The sequence below is a fragment of the Mesorhizobium wenxiniae genome (assembly GCF_002284535.1).
Classification (GTDB): Bacteria; Pseudomonadota; Alphaproteobacteria; order Rhizobiales; family Rhizobiaceae; genus Mesorhizobium; species Mesorhizobium wenxiniae.
Genome location: NZ_NPKH01000014.1, coordinates 404,609 through 429,190 on the forward strand (window position 1 = coordinate 404,609; position 24,582 = coordinate 429,190).

Annotated in this window: 24 protein-coding genes and 1 tRNA gene; 7 read left to right on the forward strand and 18 right to left on the reverse strand. The window is 63.9% G+C overall.

Going from position 1 to position 24,582, the window contains the following annotated elements; translation table 11 throughout:
* Positions 1-44: 44 nt before the first annotated feature.
* Positions 45-926, forward strand: coding sequence for a LysR family transcriptional regulator (locus CIT31_RS07305; protein ID WP_029348985.1), 882 nt, complete (start codon positions 45-47; stop codon positions 924-926).
* A 97-nt stretch (positions 927-1,023) separates the two neighbouring features.
* Here CIT31_RS07305 and CIT31_RS07310 read toward each other — a convergent pair whose 3' ends face one another.
* The 8 genes from CIT31_RS07310 to rsfS all read right to left on the reverse strand — a co-directional run bounded on the left by CIT31_RS07310 (position 1,024) and on the right by rsfS (position 9,337).
* On the reverse strand, positions 1,024-2,280 hold the full coding sequence (locus CIT31_RS07310) for a D-amino acid dehydrogenase (RefSeq protein ID WP_095518027.1): 1,257 nt from the start codon (positions 2,278-2,280) through the stop codon (positions 1,024-1,026).
* 159 nt (positions 2,281-2,439) lie between these two features.
* On the reverse strand, positions 2,440-3,591 hold the full coding sequence (gene alr, locus CIT31_RS07315; protein ID WP_095518028.1) for an alanine racemase: 1,152 nt from the start codon (positions 3,589-3,591) through the stop codon (positions 2,440-2,442).
* A gap of 89 nt (positions 3,592-3,680) precedes the next feature.
* Positions 3,681-4,202: an RNA pyrophosphohydrolase gene (locus CIT31_RS07320; RefSeq protein ID WP_095518029.1), complete on the reverse strand. Its 522-nt coding sequence runs from the start codon at positions 4,200-4,202 to the stop codon at positions 3,681-3,683.
* 2 nt (positions 4,203-4,204) lie between these two features.
* Positions 4,205-5,404, reverse strand: coding sequence for a divergent polysaccharide deacetylase family protein (locus tag CIT31_RS07325; RefSeq protein ID WP_095518030.1), 1,200 nt, complete (start codon positions 5,402-5,404; stop codon positions 4,205-4,207).
* Positions 5,405-5,556: 152 nt separating this feature from the next.
* On the reverse strand, positions 5,557-6,882 hold the full coding sequence (locus tag CIT31_RS07330) for a S41 family peptidase (protein ID WP_095495435.1): 1,326 nt from the start codon (positions 6,880-6,882) through the stop codon (positions 5,557-5,559).
* A gap of 1 nt (position 6,883) precedes the next feature.
* The gene (locus CIT31_RS07335) at positions 6,884-8,230 is read right to left on the reverse strand and encodes a murein hydrolase activator EnvC family protein (RefSeq protein ID WP_095518031.1); all 1,347 of its coding nucleotides are present in this window, start codon (positions 8,228-8,230) and stop codon (positions 6,884-6,886) included.
* Positions 8,231-8,394: 164 nt separating this feature from the next.
* Positions 8,395-8,877 (reverse strand): 23S rRNA (pseudouridine(1915)-N(3))-methyltransferase RlmH, encoded by a 483-nt coding sequence (gene rlmH / locus CIT31_RS07340; protein WP_095518032.1) that lies wholly within the window; start codon positions 8,875-8,877, stop codon positions 8,395-8,397.
* Positions 8,878-8,959: 82 nt separating this feature from the next.
* Positions 8,960-9,337: a ribosome silencing factor gene (gene rsfS / locus CIT31_RS07345; RefSeq protein ID WP_023800052.1), complete on the reverse strand. Its 378-nt coding sequence runs from the start codon at positions 9,335-9,337 to the stop codon at positions 8,960-8,962.
* 240 nt (positions 9,338-9,577) lie between these two features.
* Here rsfS and CIT31_RS07350 point away from each other — a divergent pair, with 240 nt between their 5' ends.
* Complete coding sequence (locus tag CIT31_RS07350; protein ID WP_095518033.1) at positions 9,578-10,435, forward strand: mechanosensitive ion channel family protein; 858 nt, start codon at positions 9,578-9,580, stop codon at positions 10,433-10,435.
* Between the two features lie 23 nt (positions 10,436-10,458).
* On the opposite strand, the gene CIT31_RS07355 is transcribed toward CIT31_RS07350, so the two are convergent.
* The 5 genes from CIT31_RS07355 to obgE form a co-directional block, all read right to left on the reverse strand.
* The gene (locus tag CIT31_RS07355) at positions 10,459-11,754 is read right to left on the reverse strand and encodes an MFS transporter (protein WP_095518034.1); all 1,296 of its coding nucleotides are present in this window, start codon (positions 11,752-11,754) and stop codon (positions 10,459-10,461) included.
* Positions 11,755-11,857: 103 nt separating this feature from the next.
* On the reverse strand, positions 11,858-12,445 hold the full coding sequence (locus CIT31_RS07360; protein ID WP_095518035.1) for a nicotinate-nucleotide adenylyltransferase: 588 nt from the start codon (positions 12,443-12,445) through the stop codon (positions 11,858-11,860).
* A 163-nt stretch (positions 12,446-12,608) separates the two neighbouring features.
* Positions 12,609-13,895 (reverse strand): glutamate-5-semialdehyde dehydrogenase, encoded by a 1,287-nt coding sequence (locus tag CIT31_RS07365; protein WP_095518036.1) that lies wholly within the window; start codon positions 13,893-13,895, stop codon positions 12,609-12,611.
* Positions 13,896-13,898: 3 nt separating this feature from the next.
* Positions 13,899-15,062 (reverse strand): glutamate 5-kinase, encoded by a 1,164-nt coding sequence (gene proB / locus CIT31_RS07370; protein WP_095518037.1) that lies wholly within the window; start codon positions 15,060-15,062, stop codon positions 13,899-13,901.
* Between the two features lie 2 nt (positions 15,063-15,064).
* On the reverse strand, positions 15,065-16,096 hold the full coding sequence (gene obgE, locus CIT31_RS07375) for a GTPase ObgE (protein WP_095518120.1): 1,032 nt from the start codon (positions 16,094-16,096) through the stop codon (positions 15,065-15,067).
* A gap of 115 nt (positions 16,097-16,211) precedes the next feature.
* Between obgE and CIT31_RS07380 the strand changes: the two genes are divergently transcribed.
* Positions 16,212-17,081: an endonuclease/exonuclease/phosphatase family protein gene (locus tag CIT31_RS07380; protein WP_095518121.1), complete on the forward strand. Its 870-nt coding sequence runs from the start codon at positions 16,212-16,214 to the stop codon at positions 17,079-17,081.
* A 10-nt stretch (positions 17,082-17,091) separates the two neighbouring features.
* Here the strand turns inward: CIT31_RS07380 and CIT31_RS07385 are convergent, their stop codons facing one another.
* From CIT31_RS07385 to CIT31_RS07395, 3 genes are all read right to left on the reverse strand, one after another.
* On the reverse strand, positions 17,092-17,679 hold the full coding sequence (locus CIT31_RS07385; protein WP_065011195.1) for a GNAT family N-acetyltransferase: 588 nt from the start codon (positions 17,677-17,679) through the stop codon (positions 17,092-17,094).
* A gap of 118 nt (positions 17,680-17,797) precedes the next feature.
* Positions 17,798-18,067: a 50S ribosomal protein L27 gene (gene rpmA, locus CIT31_RS07390; RefSeq protein WP_023678077.1), complete on the reverse strand. Its 270-nt coding sequence runs from the start codon at positions 18,065-18,067 to the stop codon at positions 17,798-17,800.
* Between the two features lie 100 nt (positions 18,068-18,167).
* Positions 18,168-18,821, reverse strand: coding sequence for a 50S ribosomal protein L21 (locus tag CIT31_RS07395; protein WP_095518038.1), 654 nt, complete (start codon positions 18,819-18,821; stop codon positions 18,168-18,170).
* 332 nt (positions 18,822-19,153) lie between these two features.
* Here CIT31_RS07395 and CIT31_RS07400 point away from each other — a divergent pair.
* Positions 19,154-19,243: transfer RNA gene (locus tag CIT31_RS07400), tRNA-Ser, on the forward strand.
* Between the two features lie 153 nt (positions 19,244-19,396).
* The gene (locus CIT31_RS07405) at positions 19,397-20,038 is read left to right on the forward strand and encodes a class I SAM-dependent methyltransferase (protein WP_095518039.1); all 642 of its coding nucleotides are present in this window, start codon (positions 19,397-19,399) and stop codon (positions 20,036-20,038) included.
* A gap of 24 nt (positions 20,039-20,062) precedes the next feature.
* Here the strand turns inward: CIT31_RS07405 and CIT31_RS07410 are convergent, their stop codons facing one another.
* Positions 20,063-21,043, reverse strand: coding sequence for a Tim44 domain-containing protein (locus CIT31_RS07410; RefSeq protein WP_095518122.1), 981 nt, complete (start codon positions 21,041-21,043; stop codon positions 20,063-20,065).
* A gap of 191 nt (positions 21,044-21,234) precedes the next feature.
* On the opposite strand from CIT31_RS07410, the gene CIT31_RS07415 reads away from it, so the two are divergent.
* Positions 21,235-22,158, forward strand: coding sequence for an alpha/beta fold hydrolase (locus tag CIT31_RS07415; protein ID WP_095518040.1), 924 nt, complete (start codon positions 21,235-21,237; stop codon positions 22,156-22,158).
* A gap of 104 nt (positions 22,159-22,262) precedes the next feature.
* Complete coding sequence (locus CIT31_RS07420) at positions 22,263-22,586, forward strand: hypothetical protein (RefSeq protein ID WP_095518041.1); 324 nt, start codon at positions 22,263-22,265, stop codon at positions 22,584-22,586.
* Positions 22,587-22,645: 59 nt separating this feature from the next.
* Here the strand turns inward: CIT31_RS07420 and recQ are convergent, their stop codons facing one another.
* Positions 22,646-24,481, reverse strand: coding sequence for a DNA helicase RecQ (gene recQ, locus CIT31_RS07425; RefSeq protein WP_095518042.1), 1,836 nt, complete (start codon positions 24,479-24,481; stop codon positions 22,646-22,648).
* Positions 24,482-24,582 lie beyond the last annotated feature (101 nt).

The window sequence follows — 24,582 nt, forward strand, 5'->3', positions numbered from 1 at the left end:
CGCCGTAGAGCGCTGCCGTAATCGTCGTCATACGGATCATCCTCATGAACTGGGATGACGTCCGCATCTTTCTTGCGGTGGCGCGTGCCGGCCAGATCCTTGGCGCGGCCAAGCGGCTGGAGCTCAACCACGCCACCGTCTCGCGCCGCGTCGCCGCACTCGAGGATGTGCTACGCACAAAACTTTTTCGTCGGCTGACCACCGGCAGTGAGCTGACGCCGGCTGGCGAGCGCTTTCTCGACATCGCCGAACGCATGGAAGGCGACATGATCGCTGCGCGCTCGACCGTGGCGGGCGAAGGCGACGATGTTTCGGGCACGGTGCGCATCGGCGCGCCTGATGGTTTCGGCGTCGCCTTCCTGGCCAAACGCCTCGGCGCACTGACGGCGCTTCACCGCGAACTCACCATCCAGCTGGTGCCGGTGCCGCGTTCCTTCTCGCTGTCCAGGCGCGAAGCCGACATCGCCATCACCGTGGAGCGGCCGACCGAAGGCAGGCTGGTGGCGGGGAAGCTGGTCGACTACACGCTCGGACTGTTCGCGTCCCGCGCCTATACCGAAACGCATGGCCTGCCCCAGACGCCCGCCGAGCTCGGCCGGCACACGCTGATCGGCTATGTGCCGGACCTCATCGTCAGCCCCTCGCTCGACTATGCGGCCGAGTTCAGCGCCGACTGGCGCACGAGCTTCGCCATCTCCTCGGCGCTCGGCCAGGCCGAAGCGGTGCGCTCCGGCGCCGGCATCGGCATTCTGCACACCTTCGTCGCCCGTTCGATGCCGGAACTGGTGGCTGTCGACATTGTCGCGCCCATCCGCCGCGCCTACTGGTTGGTCTATCACGAATCAGTCAGGCCGCTGCGCCGCGTCCAGATCGTCGCGAGCTTCATCACCAAGGCGGTGGAACGGGAGCGAAGCCTGTTCGTCTGATGATATTCATCTGACGCGGCGAAGTGTGTTGAAGCTTGATCCAAGTCGCGGGGCAAGTTGCTCACCGCGCTCGAATGCGTGAAGGACACTTTCGATCCTACCGCTGGTATCGCTCCGGTCCGAGGTCGCGGACATTGATGTCCGGCACCCGGCTTGAAATGATGTCGGCCAGGACCTTGGCCGAGCCGCAGGCCATCGTCCAGCCGAGCGTGCCATGGCCGGTGTTGAGATAGAGGTTGGAGAACTCGGTGCGGCCGATCAGCGGCGGCCCGTCCGGCGTCATCGGCCGCAACCCGCACCAGAAGGTCGCCGACTTCATATCGCCGCTGCCCGGAAAAAGGTCGCCAAGCGAATGTTCGAGCGTGCGCCGCCGCGATTCATGCAGCGTCAGGTCGAAGCCGGAAATCTCCGCCGTGCCACCGACCCGGATGCGGTCGCCGAGCCTGGTGATCGCCACCTTGTAGGTCTCGTCCATCACCGTCGACACCGGTGCTGCGGCAGCATCCTTAATCGGCACAGTGATCGAATAGCCCTTGACCGGATAGACCGGGACGGGTCGTTTCAGCGTGCGCATGAACTTGGCCGAATAGCTGCCCATCGCCATCACATAGGCGTCGGCAGCCTTCCAACCTTTGCTCGTACTGAGGTTGGCGATACGGTTGCGCTTCTTGACGACGCGCCGTATCTCCGTGTCGTATTCGAAGGTGACGCCACGCGCCACGCAGAGCTCGGCCAGACGGTCGGTGAACATCTTGCAGTCACCGGTTTCGTCGCCCGGCAGTCGCAGGCCTCCGACGAATTTTTCACGCACCCCTGCCAGCCCCGGCTCGGCTGAGATGCAGCCGTCGGGATCGAGAATCTCGTAGGGAACGCCATATGTCTTCAGCACTTCGACATCGCCGGCAGTGCCGTCGAGCTGCTGTTGAGTGCGAAAAAGCTGCAGCGTTCCCTTGGCGCGCTCGTCATACGCGATACCGCTCGCCTCGCGCAACGCTTTCAGCGTGTCGCGGCTGTATTCGGCCAAAGGCACCATCCGCGCCTTGTTCACCGCATAGCGCTCAGCCGTGCAGTTGCGCAGCATCCTGACCAGCCATACCCACATATGCGGATCGAGAGTCGGCCGCACCACCAGCGGACCATGCTTCATCAACAGCCATTTGATCGCCTTCAGCGGGACGCCGGGACCGGCCCAGGGCGAGGCGTAGCCGGGCGAAATCTCGCCGGCATTGGCAAAGCTGGTTTCCAGCGCCGGACCCTTCTGGCGGTCGATCACCGTCACTTCATGGCCGGCCTCGGCCAGATAATAGGCGGTGGTGACCCCGATGACGCCGCCGCCCAGCACGAAGATCTTCATCGCATAGTTCTCCAGAACGACGTCTTGTCAGGGATTTTGGGGGCGGGGCATCGTGGACATCTGTCTGCCGGATTTTACGCCGTCCGCCAAGTGCCCAAGCATGTCGCCCAAAAGTACGCAGCGGTTTGGGACATCGAGATGCGTAAAAAAGCCCGCGCGCTATCCATTCACATAGCGCCGGTGAAAACGGTGTCCGAGGCTGGTCAAGATTTCATAGCCGATGGTGCCGGCATGGCCGGCCGCCTGATCCACCGTCTGCGACGGTCCGATCAGTTCGACGAGGTCGCCCGCCTTCAGCCTGTCGGGCGGCAGGGCCGAAATGTCGAGAACGATCGAATCCATCGATACACGGCCCAGGAACGGCAAACGCACATTTTCGAACCAGGCGGCGGAAGCCGCGCGACGATGCCAGCCATCGGCATAGCCAAGCGAGATCGTTGCGGCGACCAGCGAATCGGTCACGTGAAAAATATGGCCATAGCCGACGCCGGCGCCCCTATCGAGGCTGCGCGTCTGGATGACCTTTGCCTGAAGCCGCACCACCGGCAGCATCGGATTTTCCTCGGCTGGCGTCGGATTGATGCCGTAGAGCGCCGCACCGGGCCGGGCGAGGTCGTAGTGAAAGGGCTGCCCAAGAAAAATGCCGGAGGAGTTGGCCAGCGAGGCCGGCACCGGTGGCAGCATCCTCCGCAGCCGCTCGAATTCCAGCCGCTGCTGCTCGTTGGCCGGATGCTCGGGCTCGTCGGCGCGAGCGAGATGGCTCATCACGAAGGTGGCGTTGATGCCGTCGAAAGCCCGCGGATCGGCAGTGACGGCCTCCACCTCGGCTGCCGCCATGCCGAGCCGCGACATGCCGCTGTCGACCTGGATTCCAGCCTTGAGCTTGCGGCCGGCCCGCTGCGCCGCCGAGCGCCAGGCGGCGAGTTGGCCGGCGCTGTTGATGACCACGCCCAGCTCCGCTTCGACGGCTTCGCTTTCAGCGCCCGGCTGAATGCCGTTCAGCACATAGATCGCCGGCCGTGCGCCGAGCGCCTGGCGCAGCAAGACACCTTCGGCCAGATGCGCGACGAAAAAAGTAGCGCAGCCCTCGGCCGCCAGCGCCGCCGCCACCTGGGCCCCGCCGAGCCCGTAGCCGTCGGCCTTGACGACACCCGCGCAGCCAACATCGCCTAAACGCGCCTTGAGCCGCCGATAATTTTCGCGGATGGCGCCGAGATCGACAGTCAATATGGCGCCGGCCGCCGCTTCGCTGATCGGCGCGGCTTTGACGGCGACCCTTTCAGAAAGAGATTTTTTGGAAGCGCCGTTCATGCCAACCCCGTCTGCAGCGGATTGGCCATCAATAAGGCCACCGCGCTGACGCGGCAACCGTGGTCGGTGCGAGCGCGGCCAGCGCCAAGCTACGCAACCAGATGCCGGAACGCCGCAACCACATCCTCATAGACCTGACGCTTGAACGGCACGATCAGGTCGGGCAATTCCTCCATTGGCCGCCAATCCCATTTGTCGAACTCGGCGGTGTGGCCGCCCGGCGGCGGATTGATCTCAATCTCGCTCACGTCGCCGTGAAAGCGGAAGGCGAACCATTTTTGCGTCTGGCCGCGATATTTCCCCTTGAAGGCGATGCCGACCAGATGGGCCGGCAGATCGTAATATATCCAGTTCGGCGCCTCATCCAGCAACGAGACGCTGCGCATGCCGGTTTCTTCGTAGAGTTCCCGCTGTGCCGCCTGCAGCGGCTCTTCGCCCTTGTCGATGCCGCCCTGCGGCATCTGCCAGAGCTGCGTCGTGCCGGCGAATTCGCTGTCCGGCTCGGCAATGCGATGCCCGACCCAGACCAGCCCGTCGCCGTTGAGGATCATCAGTCCGACACAGCGACGATAAGGCAGCGTCTCGGGATCGACCGGTTCTTTCTTCGTCATGCTCAACCTTTTTCCGGATCCACCGCCACTGCCGAAATCGGCACGATCTCGATGCCGCGCTTCTTGGCCTCGACCACCCAGGCCGACACGGTGTCGACCGTCAGGTCGAAGGCCGAGCCGATGCCGACGGCAAAGCCTTTCGCCCGCGCGGTGGCTTCCAGTTCGTCCAGCTTCTTCAAAATGGCGCCGCGGTCCCGCACCGCGTCGATCGACGTGTCGCCGGCAACGAACGGGACGCCGTTTTTCAACGCCAGGTCGGGTGCCAGGCTACGCGCCGACGAACCGTCGTCAACATAGGCCAGGCCGCGCCTGCCGAGCTCTGCCATCAGCGGCCCCATCGCCGCCGCATCGGCCGAAAAACGTGCGCCCATATAGTTCATGACGCCGGTGTAGTTGGTCGTCCGCGACAGCGCCCAGCGCAAATTCTTCAAATTCTCGTCCGCCGTCGCAGCGACCGTCAGCGTGTTGCGACCGGGATTGACGTTCGGATAGTCGAACGGTTCGAGCGGCACCTGCATGACGATCTCATGGCCGCTCTGCCGCGCCGCCTGCATCCATCGGCCGATGCTGTTGCCCTGCGCCGCGAAGCCCAGGGTCACTTCGGCCGGCAGCTTTGCGATGGCCGCCTGCGTGCCGGTCTGCGACACGGCAAGCCCGCCGATGACAATCGCCACGCGCGCACCGCGTGAACCGGACCACGGTCGCGCATAGAGATCGAACGGCCGCCTGCCGTCAGCGGCACGAACCGGCAATGGGCCGGTTTCGCCGGCCTCGACCAGCGCCCTGTCGGGAATATGCGCGATCCTCAGATTTTGGCCGATCGTCGAAGGGTCGCGAATGACAATGGCCGCCCTGGGCGAACCATTGCCCTCTTCGGTCTGCATGTGGATGATCTGCGGCTCGCCCGTCTTGGGCCTGCCCATCTTGGATCCGCTCGTCTTGGATGCTGCTTCCGCCTTCAATGCCGGCTCAGTGGTCGGCGCTGCGGATTCGACCACTGCTGTCGTCTTCGGCGTCGAAACGGCGACTTCTCCCGGCTTTCGAAACGGCCTTTCGCGCAGCGCAATCGCGCCGGAGACGCCGACTACGGCCAGCACCAGGAGCGTGGCCGCGACCACACCCGCGCTGATCCTGCGGGGCGCGCGCGGCGGCCGGACGGCCTGCCCGAGTGGGCGTTCGATGTCGTTGCCGATGTCAGCCAAGCCGCATCCCCAGCCGCGGTTCCCCCGAATCAAACTGCCGAGGCCTTGCGGCCCCGGCAGCATTACATCGCTTCGATCAGGCAGCCAGACCTGTTGTCCGGCTGATCGACCTTTACTGGTTCAGCACGACCCCTACTGGTTCAGCACGGCCCCTACTGGTTCAGCACGGCCTTATCGGGATTCGGCGGGAACGCCGGATCGGTCTTCTCGCCGCGCAGCAACTGCTCGGCAAAGATGAGTTGCAGGTCGTCCTTCGGCTCCGGCGGCACATAGGCTGCTGAGCCCGAACCGGTATCGCCCTCGTCGCTGCCCTTGATGTGGCCCTTGAGGTCCGACTCGCCGCGCGTCAGATCCCTGCCCTGCAGGTCCGGCGGCAACGGCTGGTCGACCTTGATGTCGGGCGTGATGCCCTTGCCCTGGATCGACTTGCCGGACGGCGTGTAATAGAGCGCCGTGGTCAGGCGCAGCGCGCCGTTCTCGCCGAGCGGGACGATGGTCTGCACCGAACCCTTGCCGAAGGACTGCGTGCCGACCACCGTGGCGCGGCGCAGATCCTGCAGCGCGCCGGCGACGATTTCGGACGCACTGGCCGAGCCGCCATTGACGAGCACGACCAGCGGCTTGCCGTCGATGTCGTCGCCCGGCCGCGCGTCGAAGCGGGTGACGTCCTTCGGATCGCGGCCGCGCGTCGAGACGATCTCGCCACGGGTGAGGAAGGCGTCGGACACGCTCACCGCCTGGTCGAGCAACCCGCCCGGATTGAGGCGCAGATCGAGCACGTAGCCCTTGAGCTTTTCGTTCGGCACCTGCTTCTTGATGGTATCGATGGCGTTCTCGAGGTCGTCATGGGTCTTTTCGGTGAAGGAGGTGATCTTCATGTAACCGATGTCGTTCTCGACCCGGAACTTGACCGCCTTGACCTTGATGATGTCGCGCACCACCGTCAGCTCGATCGGCTTGTCGGCGCCCTGGCGCAGGATAGTGAGCTTGATCGGCGTGTTGACCAGCCCGCGCATCTTCTCGACCGCGTCGTTGAGGCTCAGGCCGCGAACCTCCTCGCCGTCGATCTTGGCAATATAGTCGCCGGCAAGCACGCCCGCCTTGGCGGCCGGCGTATCGTCGATCGGCGTGATCACCTTGACCAGGTCGTTCTCCATGGTGACCTCGATGCCGAGGCCGCCGAACTCGCCCTTGGTCTGCACGCGCATGTCCTGCGCCTCTTCGGCGTTCATATACGAGGAGTGCGGGTCGAGCGAGGTAAGCATGCCGTTGATGGCGTTTTCGACCAGCGACTTGTCGTCGGGCGGCGTCACATATTGCGCCCGCACCCGCTCGAAGATGTCACCGAAGATCGCCAGCTGCTTATAGGTCTCGGAGCCCGCAGCGTTCGCCGTCGAGCCGGGTGCGCCATAGACCAGGCTCATCGCGGATGCGCCCATCAGCGCACCGGCAAACAGAAGCGAAAGTTTCCGCATCATCTCACGTCCTTCCAGAGAAACGGTCCGCCCACCATGGGGTCGGATCGACGGGTTTTCCATCCTTGCGGAACTCAACATAGAGTTCCGGCGTGGCATTTCCATTCTTCGATGCCGAGGTGCTCGCCACCCGGGCCTCTCCCATCGCGCCGACCGGCTCTCCTGCGAGCACCGACTGGCCAGACGCGACGCTGATTCTGCTCATCCCCGCGAGAACGACATGATAGCCGTCACCCGCGTTCAGGATCAAGAGTTGACCATAGGAGCGAAAAGGTCCCGCATAAAGCACATTTCCGTCCGCTGGCGCGGTGACGATGGCTCCCGATTGTGTCGCAACCATGTCACCGAGCATCACTGCGCCGTTACCGTCGCTGGCCCCGAACCGCCGCTTGATCTTGCCGGTGACGGGCAGCGCGATCTGCCCCTGAAGCGCCGAAAACGGTGCAGCGGCGGTGAGCCGGTTGGCTTCCGGGACCGGCAGGGCCGCCAGTTCCGTCTGTGCCGGGGCCTTCTGTGCCGGAGCCTTGTCGGCATCCGCGGCCTTCTGCTCGGCTGCCTTCGCCGCGTCCGCCGCCTTGCGGGCCTTGTCGGCCTCGAGCGAGGCGATCAGTTCCTTCAGGCTGCCGGCCTTGGCCGCCAGTCCTGCGGATCGCTGTTTTTCCGCCGCCAGTGCCGTTTGCGTCTCGGCCTCGAGCTTCTGCTTGGCTTCGAGCAGCATGCCGAGCCGCTTCTTTTCCGCCGTCTGCTCGCCGACTGCCGCCGTCAGCCGCGCCCGCTCCGCCTCGATCGAGGCCGTCACCCGCGACTGCTCCTTGAGGTCCGCCAGCAATATCTCGGTCTGCTGGCGCAGTTCCGGCACCACGGCGCCGAGCAGAATGGCGCTGCGCACCGACGACAGCGCGTCCTCCGGCTTGACCAGGATGGCCGGCGGCGGATTGAGCCCCATGCGCTGCAGCGCGGCCAGCACCTCGGCCAGAACGTCGCGTCTGGCGGCCAGCGAGGCGCGGATTTTCTGCTCCTCGCCCTTCAGCCCTTCCAGCTTGGCACCGATGTCCTCGATGTCCTGGCCGAGCTTCTGTTCGGTCATCGCCGACTGGATCAGTGCCGCGGTGATCGAGGCATGGTCCTTCTTGACCGTCGCCATGTCGGCGGCGAGCTTGGCCAACCGCTCCGACGACAGCGTGATCTCCTTCGACACCCGTTCGTATTCGGCACGGCTCTGGTCCGGATCAGGCGCCATGTCGAGCCTGTTCTCAGCCCGCGCCGCACCGAGCGACAGCATAAGCAGCGCGGCTGCCAAGCCGCAGCGTGCGCGCCAAAAGCCCGTTCGCGATTTCCAATCTTCAGACATTGAAGCCCGACTCTATGCGTGGCTTCGTTAACGAACCATCAACCATGTTCGAGAGCCCTGCCGACCACAAACAGTCTCGTGACGCATTGAGGCGAAAATCCGGGCGCTCACGCCAATCCACCGGTTTTGGGTTGCAACCTGCCCCTGGATTTGCGGGCAAGGACTCACGAGCGATGATAGGGATGACCCGAAAGAATAGTGACGGCCCGGTAAAGCTGCTCGCCCAACATGACACGGACCAGCTGGTGCGGCCATGTCAGCGCGCCGAACGACACCATCAGATCGGCCTGATCGCGCAGCGACTGGTCGTGACCGTCGGCACCGCCGATAGCGATGACAAGCGCCTTGCGGCCGCCATCACGCAACAGGCCGATGCGCCCGGCGAAATCCTCGGAGGAAAAGTTCTTGCCTCGCTCGTCGAGCAGCATCAGCGCGGTACCGGGCTGCAACTGCGTCTGCAGCTTCTGGCCTTCTTCGCGGCGACGCTCGTTGGCGGTCTGGGCGCGGCCCTCCGGAATCTCGACAACCCCTGAGAATTCGAGTCCCACGGCCTGCCCGCTCTTGGCGAAGCGCTCGAAATACCGGTCGGCGAGCTGCTTCTCGGGGCCGGCTTTCATCCGGCCCACGGCATGAACGGCAATTTTCATCCCTGCCTCGAAGAGCCGTTAATGCATGTCACCAATAGTGGTCACCGGTTTTGGGAAACGACATGCATCAATCAAATACGGCTCAGTGGAGGGTCTCTTCCTCGAGGTCCGGCGCTTGCCACATCTTTTCGAGATTGTAGAAGTCGCGGACTTCGGGACGGAAGACATGGACGATGATGTCGCCCGAATCGATCAGGACCCAGTCGGCACCGGCCAGTCCCTCGACGCGCGCCGTGCCGAGCCCGGCATCCTTGAGCGCCTTGAGGAGATGATCGGCGACAGCCGAGACATGACGGTGCGATCGGCCGGACGCGATGACCATATAGTCACCGAGGCTCGATTTTCCCTGAATGTCGATTGAGACGATGTTTTCGGCCTTGGAGTCTTCCAGACTGGCAAGGACTGTCTTGATGGCGCGGGACACGGCGTCGTTTACGCTGATCCCGGCCGGCGAAGGCACGATGTCGGCCTTCTTCCAAAGTGCTGTTCTCAGTGTATTTCCTTTCGCAGCAAGAACAACCAAATCACCCTTGAAAGCAGGTGACACCCCTTAGATAGGCAGAGTTGCGTTGCAGTTTCAAGACGGCGGCCCTGCCGTAGCCAACGAAGAACCGTTCTTCCGGTTCCGCAGTTGAAGAAAAATCGGAACTCTTGTCGCCAGGCCTGGGTTATCGGCGCATTGACCAACCGGATCCCCCTCATGCCTATCGACCCTCAGAACGCTCTCCTCACCGTGCAGTCCGGCCTTGCGCAGCTCAGCGCGCTGATAGTCTCGTACTCCTTCTCGGCCATCGGCGCTGTCATCCTGCTGGTCCTCGGCTATACCGTCGCCGGCCTTGCCCAGCGCTCGATCTATGCCGGCCTCGGCCATATCCATGGCTTCGACACGACGCTGCGCCACTTCTTCTCGAGGATCGTCCGTTACGCCATCCTGATCCTCGTCGTCGTCATGGTGCTCGGCCAGATCGGCGTCCAGACGACCTCGATCATTGCCGCCATTGGTGCCATCGGCCTGGCCATCGGCCTGGCGCTGCAGGGCACGCTGCAGAACATTGCCGCTGGCATCATGCTGCTGGCGCTGCGGCCATTCCGCCTCGGCGAATATGTCGAGGTCGGCCCCATCGCCGGGACCATCGAGGAAATCGGCCTGTTCGCCACCACGTTGAGAACCGTCGACGGCGTCTACATCCTCGCCCCCAATTCGACGCTGTGGAACCAGCCTGTCCGCAACTATACGCGCAACGGTGCCCGACGTGGCGACATCACACTGACCATCGGCTCCTGGAACGACATCGATTTCGCTCAAAAGACCATGCTGGGCGTCGCCGCCGCCGACCGACGCGTCAGGCGGGAGCCGGCGACGCCGATTGCCTTTGTAGCGACCGTCGGCGACAGCAACGTCGCCATCACCTTGCGCTACTGGACCTCGGCTGCGGATTTCTTCGCCACCCAGATCGATCTCACCAAACGCGCCAAGCAGGCTTTCGACAGCGAAGGCGTTTCAATACCCGCGCCACCACCGGAAGCGCCACGGCAGGAAGCCACCACCAGACAGTGATATGATCAATTGCCGGCGTAGGTCTACTTGTCCGCGCGACGCTGTTCTTCGGATGGGAAAGCGAGGTCTACCGGCAGCGGTGCCTGCGCCGTCATCGGCGCGAAGTTGCCGGTCTCGGCGGCGGGGACAGGTGACATCGCCACCACACGCCACAGCACGAACAGGCAAAAACCGGTGGCAATGACGATGGCCACATAGATGAAAGCCTGCGTTCCATAGATGGCGGAAAGCCCGGTCACGATGCCGGGCACGATGAAGCCGGACAGTGACCACGCAAAAAGAAGCGAACTGGACAGCGCCACCATGTCGTCCTTACCGGCGCGGTCGGCGGCATGCGCGCTGGCCAGCGAATAGATCGATTCCGACGCACCGTCCCAGACCACGTAGATGACGACCAGCGCCGCCAGCGCACCACCGTCGAAGCCGAGGGCGAACAGGCCCGCCACCATGGCAAGCGCCGAAGCGGCGACCAGCACAAATCGCCGGTCGGTGCGGTCGGAAATCCATCCGAGCGGGATCTGCAGGATCAATGTGCCGACCGGCATCGCCGACAAAAGCAGTGCCACATCTGCCTGGCTGTAGCCCTTGGCCGTGGCATGGATCGGCGCGAAGCCCGAAATCGTCATCGACAGGCCGCCGACGGCAAGCATGCCGGCGACGCCCACCGGCGAAATCCGCCAGGCCCGGCCAAGCGCCACCGACGCCGCCTGCGGCGGCGGTGGCTGGGCCAGCCGCGTCAACCCGACGGGGAGGATCGACAGCGCGGTGAAGGCGATGCCGATCAGTGGCGCGTCCGCAGCCCTTATATCGATCAGCGCCAGTGTGGAGTAGCCGACACCGAGCCCGGCGACATAGGCGACGTAGAAGAAGGCCATGACCCTGCCGCGTATGGCGTTGGCGACGACGTCGTTTAGCCAGCTTTGCGCGACGATGAACAGGCCGCATATGGCAAAGCCATAGAGCGCGCGGGCCGCGATCCACGACAGCGGGTGCGGCCCGGCCCCGACGGCGGCGTTCGACAGCACGATCAGCGCCGACAGCACCATGAACGCGCGAGCATGGCCGACGCGCCGCACCAGCGGACCGGTCAAGATGCAGCCTGCCAGGCCGCCGGCCGAAAGGCCGGTGACGATCAGCCCGGCCCAGGTCGGATCGAAGCCGTCGGCGCCGAGCCGGACCGGGATATAGGCGAACATCAGTCCGTTGCCGACCGCAACCAGCGCCATCGATAGGACGACGCTGGCAATGGCGATCGCCGGGGCTGGCGGGCTGCCCTGCGCCGGGTCGCGTCTGGTCTGGTTTCGCTCGAGAATCGCCATGCCCGCGCAGGATCGCCTACGGATCGGCGAAAAGCAGCCGCAAATGCGACATGGCCGGACTTGCCTTCTCCCCTTCTTGCGGGAGAACCCAGTGCGTGCAGGCTCAGTCCTGCCCCATTTTGCGGATCGCAGTCGACGACAGCGACGAGCGCGGGCCGTGAATGAAGGTCCAGGCCGGCGCCTTCATGCGGGCTAGCCGCGGCGCGTCGCCCTCGTCGACACGCGCATAATCGAAGGTCTTGGCGATGACCGACGACAGGAACGACAGCGTCGCGCCAGGGCGGTCGACAACCGCGATCGGAAACGTCATCACGATCTGGCGCCAGCGCTGCCAGCGGTGGAAATCGCGAAGCGAATCGGCGCCCATGATCCAGACGAAGTCGACGCCTGGGTTGCGGGCCTTGACCAGGGCCAGCGTGTCGGCGGTGAAGCGGACATGATGGGTCGCTTCGAAGGCGGTGACCTTGACCTTCGGGTTCCGGGCGATCTGCTCGGACAGGCGCAGCCGCTCGGCCAGCGGCGCCAATTCCCGCGCGCTCTTGAGCGGATTGCCCGGCGTCACCATCCACCACAGCTGATCGAGCGCCAGACGTCTGAGCGCGATCTCGGCGACCAGTGCATGGCCGGCATGGGCAGGATTGAACGAGCCGCCGAACAGCCCGACGGCCAGGCCCTTTTCGGCATGCGGCATCTTCAGATAGTGGGAGGGAACGAGCTCCTTACCCTCCCCCCTGTGGGGAGGGTCGATCCGCGAAGCAGAGCGGGGTGGGGGTGTTGCAGTGTTCAGCGTCGTACCCCCACCCGGCTCGCAATGCTCGCCACCCTCCCCACAACGGGGAGGGTAAGATCAGTGCTCAAGGCCTCACCTGTCCCGTCCCGCGCACGCGGTACTTGAACGAGGTCAGTTGCTCGACACCGACCGGGCCGCGCGCATGCATCTTGCCGGTGGCGATGCCGATCTCGGCGCCCATGCCGAATTCGCCGCCATCGGCGAACTGGGTCGAGGCGTTGTGCAGAAGGATCGCCGAATCAATCTCGTTGAAGAAGCGTTCGACAGTACCCCGATCCTCGGCCACAATCGCCTCGGTGTGATGAGAGGAGAAGGTCTCGATATGCTCGATCGCGCCGGCAACGCCATCGACCAGCTTCACCGCGATGATGGCGTCGAGATATTCGGTCACCCAGTCGGCGTCGGTGGCCGGCCTCGCGTCGAAAAACACCTTCAAGACCTCGGCATCGGCATGGATTTCGCACCCTGCCGCGCGCAATGCCCCCAGGATCGGCACCAGATGGGTGGAGGCCACAGCGCGGTCGACCAGCAGCGTCTCGGTCGCGCCGCAGACGCCGGTGCGCCGCATCTTGGCGTTGACAGCGATCCTGACCGCCATGTCGAGCTTGGCTGAGCGGTCGATGTAGAGATGGCAGATGCCTTCGAGATGAGCAAAGACCGGCACCCGCGCCTCGTTCTGGACGCGTTCGACCAGGTTCTTGCCGCCACGCGGAATGATGACGTCAATGTTGCCGGAAAGCCCTTTCAGCATCTCGCCGACGGCGGCGCGGTCGGCGGTCGGCACCAGTTGGACGGCATCCTCCGGCAAATTGGCCGCCTTCAGCCCTTCGATCAGGCAGGCATGGATCGCCGCCGAGGAGTTGAGCGAATCCGAGCCGCCGCGCAAGATCACCGGATTGCCGGCCTTGAGGCACAGCGCGCCGGCATCGGCGGTCACGTTCGGCCGGCTTTCGTAGATCACGCCGACAACGCCGAGCGGCGTGCGCACGCGCTCGATATGCAGGCCGTTCGGCCGGTCCCATGCGGCAATGACATCGCCGACCGGATCGCGCAATTCGGCGATTTCGCGGATGCCGTCGGCCATTGCGCGAATGCGGGCAGGATCGAGCTTCAGCCGGTCCATGGACGAGGCGGAAAGCCCCGACTCGTGGCCGTTCGAGATGTCGATGGCATTGGCGTCGAGAATATCCTGCTCGCGGCGGATAATCGCCTCGGCCATGGCGATAAGTGCAGCGTCCTTGGCGGCGGTCGTGGCGATGGCCAGCGGGCGGGCAGCAGCGCGGGCGCGGCGGCCGATATCGGCCATCAGCGCGGCAGTGTCGTCCCGGGATTTTTCATGCAGCTTCAGCATGGCTCATCCTCCGCTGGTTACTTGGTCACCGGCCCATACTTGGTCTGCGGGACGGCTCACCACAAGGTCGTCGCGGTGGATCATCGCCGATCGCGCCTCGTAGCCGAGCACCGTTTCGATCTCGGCTGTCTTCAACCCTGCGATCCTTACGGCATCGGCGGCATCGTAGGCAACCAGTCCGCGCGCGATCTCGCGGCCTTCGGGCGACAGGATCGCCACCGTGTCGCCGCGCGAGAAATTGCCGCTGACCAGTTTGACGCCGGCCGGCAGCAGCGACTTGCCCGACAGCAGCGCACCGATGGCGCCGGCATCGACGGTCAGCCGGCCAGCCGGTTCGAGCTGCCCGGCGATCCACGTCTTATAGCCTTTGACCGGATTGGCGCTCGGCCGGAAGAACGTCGCCCGCTCGCCACGCTCGATCGCCATCAGCGGCGACAGCCTTGTGCCTGATGTGATGATCATGGCGGTGCCGGCGGCGGTGGCGATCTTTCCGGCGTCGAGCTTGGTGCGCATGCCGCCGCGCGAAAGCTCCGAAGCGGCCGCACCTGCCATTGCCTCGATCTCGGGGGTGATGCGGTCAACGACCGGAATGAACTTGGCGGCAGGATCCCTGGCCGGCGGCGCCGTGTAGAGCCCGTCAATGTCCGAAAGCAGCACCAGCAGATCCGCGCTCATCATCGTCGCCACCCGCGCGGCCAGCCGGTCATTGTCGCCATAGCGGATTTCGGAGGTCGCCACCGTGTCGTTCTCGTTGATGACCGGCACCGCCTTCATCTTCAGCAGCGTCGAGATCGTCGCCCGCGCGTTGAGATAGCGGCGCCGCTCTTCAGTGTCGCCGAGCGTCAACAGGATCTGGCCCGATTTCAGGCCGCCCTTGCCGAGCGCATCCGACCAGGCGCCGGCCAGCGCGATCTGCCCGACGGCCGCCGCCGCCTGGCTCTCCTCGAGCTTCAGCGCCCGCTTGCCGAGGCCTAAAATCGTGCGACCAAGCGCGATGGCGCCGGACGACACGACGAGGATCTCGGCGCCACCTTTGGCCAGCACGGCGATGTCGTCAGCAAGCGAGGCCAGCCAGTCGCGCTTCAGGCCCATCGTGCGGTCGACAAGCAGCGCCGAGCCGATCTTGACGGTAATACGCCGGTATTTTCTCAGCGACTGCGCGGCCATCGCTATTTGTTCCAGCGCGTCTCGACCGGCGTGGCGACAGCTTCGCGAGCCTCGGCCACAACCGCCATCAGTGCGCGCAGAACGGCTTCGACGCCTTCGCCGGTGACTGCGGACAAAAGCATCGGCGCACGGCCGGCGGCGCGTTTCAGCGAAGCCACCTTCTTCTTGCGTGCGTCGGCATCGAGCGTGTCGACCTGGGAAAGTGCTACGATCTCGACCTTCTCGACCAGCCCATGGCCATAGGCGTCGAGTTCGGTGCGCACGGTCTTGTAGGCCTTCCCCGGATTTTCTTCCTGCGCGGAGACGAGGTGCAGAAGGACGCGCGTGCGTTCGACATGTCCGAGGAAACGGTCGCCGATGCCGACGCCCTCATGCGCACCTTCGATCAGGCCGGGAACGTCGGCGATGACGAACTCGCGCCCATCGATGCGGGCCACACCGAGGCCAGGATGCAACGTAGTGAAGGGATAATCGGCAATCTTCGGCTTAGCCGCGGTGACGGCGGCCAGGAAGGTCGACTTGCCGGCATTGGGAAGGCCAACCAGGCCGGCGTCGGCAATCAGCTTGAGCCTGAGCCAGATGTTGAGCTCTTCGCCCGGCTGGCCGGGATTGGCGCGGCGCGGCGCCTGGTTGGTCGAGGTCTTGAAATGCTGGTTGCCGAAGCCGCCATTGCCGCCCCTGGCAAGCAGGAAGCGTTGGCCGACCACGGTCAGGTCGCAAATCAGCGTCTCGTTGTCCTCGGCAAAAATCTGCGTTCCCGCCGGCACTTTCAGCGTGACGTCGGCACCTTTGGCGCCGGTCATGTTACGGCCCATCCCGTGCGTACCGGTCTTGGCCTTGAAATGCTGCTGATAGCGATAATCGATCAGCGTGTTCAGCCCATCGACCGCCTCCACCCAGACATCGCCACCGCGGCCGCCGTCGCCGCCATCGGGACCGCCGAACTCGATGAATTTTTCGCGCCGGAACGACACCGAGCCGGCGCCGCCGTCGCCGGAGCGGATGTAGACCTTGGCTTGATCGAGAAATTTCATCGGATTGCTGAGTTTCTGCTCGTGGCCTTGCGGCATTGCTCTAAATGTTCGGCACTGCTCTAAACCAAGGCGGGGCGAAGGGCGAGGGCTGTTTATGAACATGGCCGGAGTCGCAATGAAGCTCGTAACCTACAACATTCACTACGGCGTCGGCCTCGACGGCCGCTACGATGTCGGCCGCATCGCCGATGCCGTGCGCGGCGCCGACGTGATCGCGCTGCAGGAGGTCTCGCGCAACAACCCCAACAATGGCGGCCGCGACATGGTGGCCGAGCTCGGCGAGGCGCTGCCCGAATACTTCGCCGTCTATGGCAGCAATTTCGAGGCCAATGTCGGCTCGCGCCTGGAAAACGGCCGCGCCATCACCACCACCTTTCAGCTCGGCAACATGGTGCTGTCGAAAACGCCCGTTCATCTGTCGCGCAATCTCCTCTTGCCGCGCAGCCGCAGTTTGGAAGTGATGAATTTCCAGCGCGGCGCGCTGGAGGCGCTGATCGAGACGCCGCTTGGTTTCATCCGCTTCTATTCCACCCATCTCGACCATCGCAGCCCGGTCGAACGCGCCAGCCAGATCCGGTTTCTGCGCCAGCGCCTGTTGAACTATGGGATCGAGGGGGGCGCGCTGTCGGGGCTTGCCGAGGTCGGCCTGCCGGACCTGCCCTATCCCGAAGCCTTCGTCGTCATGGGCGACTTCAACATGCTGGCCGGATCGCCGGAATATGTCGAACTCGCCGGCCGCCTGGATCACGAATTCGGTATACCCATGACCGCCGACCTTGCCGTCGATGTGGCCCTGCGCCTTGCCGCCGCAGGCGCCGATCTCGTCTCCTGGATCGACCCCAAGCGACCTGACGACGCCAGCCGCTACAAGCGCATCGACTATGTCTTCACCAGCGCCTCGGTCGCCAAATCGCTGAAGCGCCTTTGGGTCGACCGGCAAGCGGTCGGCTCGGACCACCTGCCGGTCTGGGTCGAGATGGCCTGACCGGCGTCCATCAGAAATGCACCCAGTTTCGCAGGCTGGTCCAGGTCCTGCGATCGAGGCGGTAGCGCTCGACCGGCACCTGGCCGGCGACGATCGAGTTCAGCATGCCCTGGCCGGCATATTGGAAGCCGCATTTGTGGATGACCCGGCGTGAGGCCGGATTGATGACCCGCGTCGAGGCATGCAGCACCTGAATCGCCGTCTTCTGAAAGGCGAGGTCGACGAGCGCATGTGCTGCCTCCGTCGCATAGCCGCGCTTCCAGTAGGGCTCGCCGATCCAGTAGCCGAGCTCCAGCCCGCGATCGGTGGTGTTGAGGCCGGCGCAGCCGACGAAGGTTTCGGTACCGGCCAGCGTCAAGGCATAGGCAATCCCGGCCCGGCGCGATGCCGTCATTGCCAGGAAGGCGCGTGCCTCGGCCTCGCCATAGGGGTGGGGCATGCGGGCCAGCATTTCGGCGACGTGGCGGTTGTCGGCGAGCACCACCAGTTGCTCGATATCGCTTTCGCGCGGCGCCCGCAGGACCAGCCGCTCGGTCACCAGGACCGGGCAATCTATCGCGTAACTTTCACCGTCTGTGTCTTCCGCTTCGGCAACCATGTCAGTCCTCCAGGCACAAGAAAAAGGGGAGATGGAAACCCATCTCCCCTGATCCATTTCCTGGCTTGGCCAGACACCGGTTCCCGAGATGGGTGCCGGTGTTCTCGTACGGAACCGGCTACTCCGCGGCCTTCGTCATCGGGTTCACCGATACGTAGGTTCGGCCATTGGCTTTTTTGTTGAAGGTGACTGCGCCAGCTTCGAGCGCAAACAGCGTGTGATCCGTGCCAATGCCGACGTTGGTGCCGGGATGCCACGTCGTGCCGCGCTGACGAATGATGATGTTGCCCGGAATCACGGCTTCGCCGCCGAACTTCTTCACGCCGAGCCGCTTGGAATGGGAGTCGCGACCATTGCGCGACGAACCGCCAGCTTTCTTGTGTGCCATCTAACTAACTCCGATGCGCCGCAAGGGCGCTTAAAAGGTCTTATGAACGCGTTCGCGTTCCGTTTCAAGTCCGATCCGGCGACGATTGCGCCGGCTCGCTTTACTTCTTCGCCAATTCCTTGGCCTGCTCGCGCCAGTCCGTGATCTGGTCGGTGCTGAACGGCATATGCTCGTCGATCTTGGCGACATCCTTGTCGGACAGCTTGGCGAGCTGGGCGAAGGTCGTGATGCCCTGCTCGTTCAACTGGCCGGCCGCAACCGGGCCGATGCCCTTGATCACGGTCAGATCGTCCGGCTCGCCTTTCGGCGCCTTGAACAGCGGCGCGGCGGTTTCGCTTGCCTTGGCTTCGGTTTCCTTCGGCGCAGCCTCTGCCTTGGCTTCCTTCTTCGGAGCAGCCTTTGCCTCGGTCTTGGCCGCAGCCTTCTTCGTCGGCTTGGCACCATCCAGCAGGATCTCGGCGATCCGCACGGTGGTCAAAAGCTGGCGATGGCCTATCTTGCGGCGCGAATTCTGCCGACGGCGCTTCTTGAAGGCAATGACGGTGCGGTTCTTGCCCTGTTCGACGACCTCGGCGGTGACCAAGGCGCCGTCGACGAAGGGCGCGCCGAACGTCACATTCTCGCCCTCGCCATGCGCTAGCACGTGGCCGATCTCGACGATATCGCCGACCTGGCCTTCGACTTTTTCGATCTTCAGGAGATCGTTGGCGGCGACGCGATACTGCTTGCCGCCCGTTTTGATGACTGCGAACATTTTTTGCCTTTCGCTGTTCGGTCGGCCTTGATGAACCGCTTCAGGCGGTTCGGCCGTCTTTTTGTCAGTCTGCGGGTTTCAAAAAGCAAGCGGCGCGGAAGAACCCTCCACGCCGATTGCGCGCTGTCCCTAGCCGAAGGTGCGGCGCGAGTCAAGGCAAACGGCCGAAGCAAACCGAAAGCAAGCCGCCGCCGTGGCGCAGGCGGCGAAGGTGTCGAAGAACGAGCCATACGGCCCTCAGAGAAGCCTGATATCAGGCAGATTGGCCCTTGTAACCTGTCCGCCCAGCCGTTATCTAGTGCGCCGCGCCGGCAACGGCGGACCATGACCGCGGAGAGGTGGCAGAGTGGTCGAATGCACCGCACTCGAAATGCGGCATGGGTGCAAGCCCATCGGGGGTTCGAATCCCTCCCTCTCCGCCATTCCGCCGATTCTAGGCTATTCTGCGAGATAGCTACCCAATCACCGCCGATAGCCGTACGAGCTTCTGCGGGGCGTGACTTGAGCGGACATGACTCGCCTCCGACCATTCTTAATGCCGAATAGGCAAGGTCGCGATCTGAGGAGCAACTACCATGAGCATAGCGAGCGACGCCCGTTTCTGGGACCGGAGTTCACGGAAGTACGCCATGGGTGCGATTGCAGATCAGGCCGGCTATGAGCGCACGCTGGACCGGACCCGCGCCCTGTTGGGATCAGGCGACAGAGTGTTGGAACTGGGCTGTGGAACAGGAACGACCGCGCTCCGGCTCGCGTGCGATGTTCAAGACTATCTTGCGACGGATATTTCCGCTGGAATGATCGCGATTGCCAACGAGAAACACGCCGCTGGCCTCATCCCGGGCCTTGTCTTCCGCACCGCGACCGTAGAAGCGCTTAGGCCTGACGCGGCGCCTTTCAACGCGGTTCTGGGATTCAACTATCTCCATCTGGTCCGCGACCTGCCTGGCACGCTGCGCCACATCCACGCCTTGCTTGCAGCGGAGGGCCTGTTTATCTCCAAGACACCTTGCGTCGGCGATATGAACCCACTCATCCGGCTTGCCTTGTTGCCCGCGATGCGCGCGATCGGCAAAGCACCCTATGCTGGCGTCTTTCGCGCTGCAGACCTGAGCCAGCATATATCTGCCGCGGGCTTCGACGTCCTTGCCACTGAAAGCCACGCAACGAAGGGCAACGACAATCGTCCCTACATCGTGGCGCGCAAGAGGACCTGAACGGCCGCGGCTGCAGGGTATCAGTCAGGGTTGCTGTATTGCTGCAAGCTTCCAGTCGCCACCGTTCTGGCGCGTGAAGGTCCACAGTTCGGTTGTTTCCGTCGGTCGATCGGCTTCGCCCGCGACGATCTTGCCGCTGGCGCGATCGCGCATCACGTCGTGAGACTCGTAGCGCAAGGCAGCCGTCGCGTAGTCGCGATCATCTTCCCGCCAGCTCTCCGCAATGTCGGCCTCCAACAGGCTGACATTCGAGACATCATTCCTGATGCCCTTTTTGGCATTGTCGGCAAGTTCTTCGGACAGGTATGACACCATCTCGGGGGTTGCCAGCCGGCGCAAGCCAGCATGATCTTCGCGCCCGAATGCTTCCTGAACCTCCGTCAACCGCTGCTGGAATATATCGAGGTCGGCCTGCGTCATTGTAATTTCATCGGAGGCTTGAGCCGTCCGGCGAAATCCGGATCCGATGCCTGGAATGGCGAAAGATGAGACGTTGTCCGACTCGGGCTGGGCTGCCGCGTTTCGCCCAAAGTTCCCCATGCTCCGCGGAACACCGGCCATGGCGGGCGCTTGGTTGCGTGCCGATTGCGACCGGAAAAAGCGGATGGCCAACATGATCGCGCCGCCGATCAGCAGCCCTTGAAGCAGCAGGCCCAACATGCCGGCCAAGCCGCCGAACCCTTGGCCCAAAAGAAGTCCGATCAGACCGCCGAGCAGCAGGCCGCGCATCATCGAACCGCCGAGGCCGTTGAAGAGCCCTGGTCGTTGGGGTGCCTGTGTCTGGCGGGCCGCATTGTTCGTTGCGGTATTGGGCGTCATTGAGCGCTCGACGGGCGCGGCCGGCTGTGGCGCCGTCCTGGTCGGCGGGACCGACTGGAAAGTGCGCGTGCCGCGGCTGCCGAAGCTGCCGCCACGCCGCGCCTCAGCGTAATCGGCCGTGACCATGGACAATGCCAGGAACAGTCCTGCAAACAAAACTGCAAACCGGCTCGAACGCGAAATCATCATGGCAAATCCCTAGGCGATACTCTTCGCGCTCATATGGGGTGCGCCGATCGAAATATCAGTGGGCCCACCCTCCATATTCAGCCATTGAGGAGAATTCCGGGGCCGCCTCGACTCCAGCCACGGCAGCCGACCGTGATCCTTCTGCCACCTTGTGCGTTGTCGCCTGAGGCACACCGAGGAGACGAACGGTGTTTGCAGGTTTCAGAGCCACCAGCTTGCAACTGGACGACACGACCATTTTCGCAAGGGTCGGCGGAACCGGTCCGCCGCTGCTGCTGCTTCATGGTTTTCCCGAAACGCATCTGATGTGGAGGGATATCGCCGTGGCCTTGGCGCGCGACTTTACGGTGATCGCCGCCGATCTTCGAGGCTATGGGCAAAGCGGGTGCCCGGTCTCCTCTGCCGATCATAGCCCATACGCCAAGCGCGCCATGGCCGGCGACATGGTTCAAGTCATGAAACAGCTGGGATTTAAGCAGTTCATGGTTGCTGGACATGATCGTGGCGGGCGGGTCGCCTATCGCCTGGCGCTCGATCACCCCGATGAAATCTCCAAGATCGCGGTCCTCGACGTCATCCCCACCGCCGCCGCTTGGGATAGGGCGGACGCCAGACTGGCTCTCGGCTTCTGGCCCTGGAGCCTTCTTGCGCAACCGGAGCCTCTGCCGGAGCGACTGATAGGCGCCGCGCCGGATGCCATCGTCGACAATGCGATTGTGCAGTGGGGGTCGCCGGCAGAAATGTTCTCTACGGAGGTCAGGGACGCCTATGTCGAGGCGCTTCGCGATCCCGTTCATATTCATGCGATTTGCGAAGAGTATCGGGCCGCTGCCACGATCGATCGTGAGCATGACGCGGCGGACCAGGCAAATGGTCGTCGCATTGAGTGCCCGCTACTGGCACTGTGGAGTAGCGAAGGCGGCCTTGAGACCTGGTATGCAAGGGAAGGCGGACCGCTGGCTATTTGGAGAGAATGGGCCGACAGGGTTGAAGGACGCCCTGTTCCGGGCGGGCACTTCTTTCCCGAAGAGCACCCTCACCAGACCGGAGCGGCTCTCTCGAAGTTCTTCGACGATAATAGGGGGAATGACGCGTCGAACAGAGTATTGTAGAGGTCACATGCTTCCGTTACGCAAAACCTCGGGAACGCTCCGCGGCCCGAGATCGAGAACCCTCTGATACTCGCCCGGTCGGCGTCAAACCTGCTTGATAAAAAATGAAGGCGATCACTGCAGCCACGCCCCTGATTTGCAGCCTCGTATTTATCGGAGGTTGCGCATCGCCCTTCCACGCATCCTTTGATGCCGCGAAATACGACAAGATGAGCTGCGTCGAACTCAACGTGGCCATGGGCGAAGTCGCCAAGGAGATGTCGGCGACAGCGATCACTCGGGGCAAAGTCGCGAAAAGCAATATTCCGGACTGGCTATGGGGCGCCCGGCGTGTCGCCTCTGCCGTCACTGCCCGCCAGAGCGCAAAAATCGAGCAGCTGCGGCAGCAGGAGGCTGCGATCGCGGCGGTGAGACGAAGCAAGTGCTGATTGCGCCGCCGCAGTGGTCTAAGTGGCTACCCGTCGGCGCGATCGCCTTGATGCAATCTTCAGACCGACACCCCCGACTGGTGCGCGGCGATTGCGCCAAGGAATATCTGGCCGAATTCCCTGAGCTTCGCGGCGCCGACGCCATTGACTGCGGCGAAGGCGTCGAGGTCGCGCGGGCAGCGTTCGGCCATATCGATCAGTGTACGATCGGAGAAGATCACGAACGCCGGCACCTGGCGCTCCCGGGCAAGACGCAGCCGTACCGCCTTGAGCGTGGCCAAGAGGGCGGTATCCAGGTCTTCCGTACCCGCAGCAGCGGGACGCGTCTTACCACGCGACGCGCGGCTCCGCACCTCGACGCGATAGCGGAACGAGACGTCACCACGGGCCAGCTCACGACCTTTTTCGGCGATGGCGAGGCCGCCATGGCCGCCTGAGTCCAGTGTCAGAAATCCTCCCGCGACGAGTTGGCGGACCAAGGACAGCCAGACATCCTTCTTGTGCGCCACACCGGTCCCGAAGCTGGCAAGCCTGTGGTGGTTCCTGGCCAGGACCTTCTCGGTTTCATGGCCGAGCAGAACGTCGACGATATGGGCAGCGCCAAAGCGCTCGCCGGTCTGCGCGATGGCCGCGAAGACGATCCGCGCCTCTGCCTCGCCATCCGCTTGCGGCGTCTGGTCAAGGCAGTTGTCGCAATTGCCGCAAGGCATTGCTGTTTCGCCGAAGTAGCCAAGCAGGATCTGGCGACGGCACTGGGCCGTTTCGCAATAACCGATCAGCGTGTCGAGCCGGCCATGCGCGCGTCTTTTATGCTCCGCCGGTGCGTCCTCGTCGTCGATGAAAAGCCGCCGCATGCGGATATCACCGAGACCGAAGAGCATATGTGCCTCGGCAGCCCGCCCGTCGCGGCCAGCACGGCCGATTTCCTGATAATAGGCTTCGAGGCTGCCCGGCAGATCGGTATGGAAGACATAGGCGACGTCAGGCTTGTCGATCCCCATGCCGAAGGCGATGGTCGCCACCATCACGACGCCGGACAAGGTCATGAATGCGTTTTGATTCGCTTCACGCGCGTCCTTGCTCATGCCGGCATGATAGGCCAGGGCGCGCACGCCGTTGCGGTCGAGGAACCCTGCCATCTCTTCCGTCTTCTTGCGCGACAGGCAATAGACGATGCCGCTGCGGCCGGCATGACGCTGCACGAAGCTCAGCAATTGACGCTTGCCGTCCTGCTTGGCCTCGATGCCAAGCTTGATGTTCGGCCGGTCGAAGCCCAGCACCAGGGTTTCGACGCAGCCAGCGAACAGCTGTGCGGCGATGTCGGTGCGCGTCGTCTCGTCCGCTGTCGCCGTCAGCGCAATGATCGGCACATCAGGAAAGATGCCGCGCAGGCGCGACAACTCTTCATATTCGCGCCGGAACGCCGGACCCCATTGGGAGATGCAATGCGCCTCGTCGACAGCGATCAGCCGGATGTCGAGCCTTGCCAGCGCCTCGAGCATCCGTGTGGTCATGAGCCGCTCCGGCGCAAGATAGAGCAGGCGCGTTTGGCCCGCCGCAACACGGCGCCATGCGGCGACATTGGCATCCCGATCGAGCGAGGAATTGATCGTATCGGCCGCCACGCCGGCAAGGCGCAATGCGGCGACCTGGTCCTGCATCAGCGCCACCAGCGGCGAAACGACTATGGTGAGCCCGCCAAGGACCAGCGCCGGGACCTGGTAGCAGAGCGATTTGCCAGCGCCGGTCGGCATCACAGCCAGCACATGACGCCCGGCCAGCAGTGCCTCCGTCACAGCATCCTGGCCGGGACGAAAATCGTCGAAGCCGAACACATCCTTCAGGACACGCCGCTTGGAATCCTCCGCCCGGACGCTCGCCGCCGATACCTGCATCAGGGAATTTCTACGATCGGCGCCGCCTGAAAAGGCAGCGTGGGAACGGCCAGGAACTGCGGCGACATGACTTGCCAAAGCTCCCTGGCTAATCCCCAGGT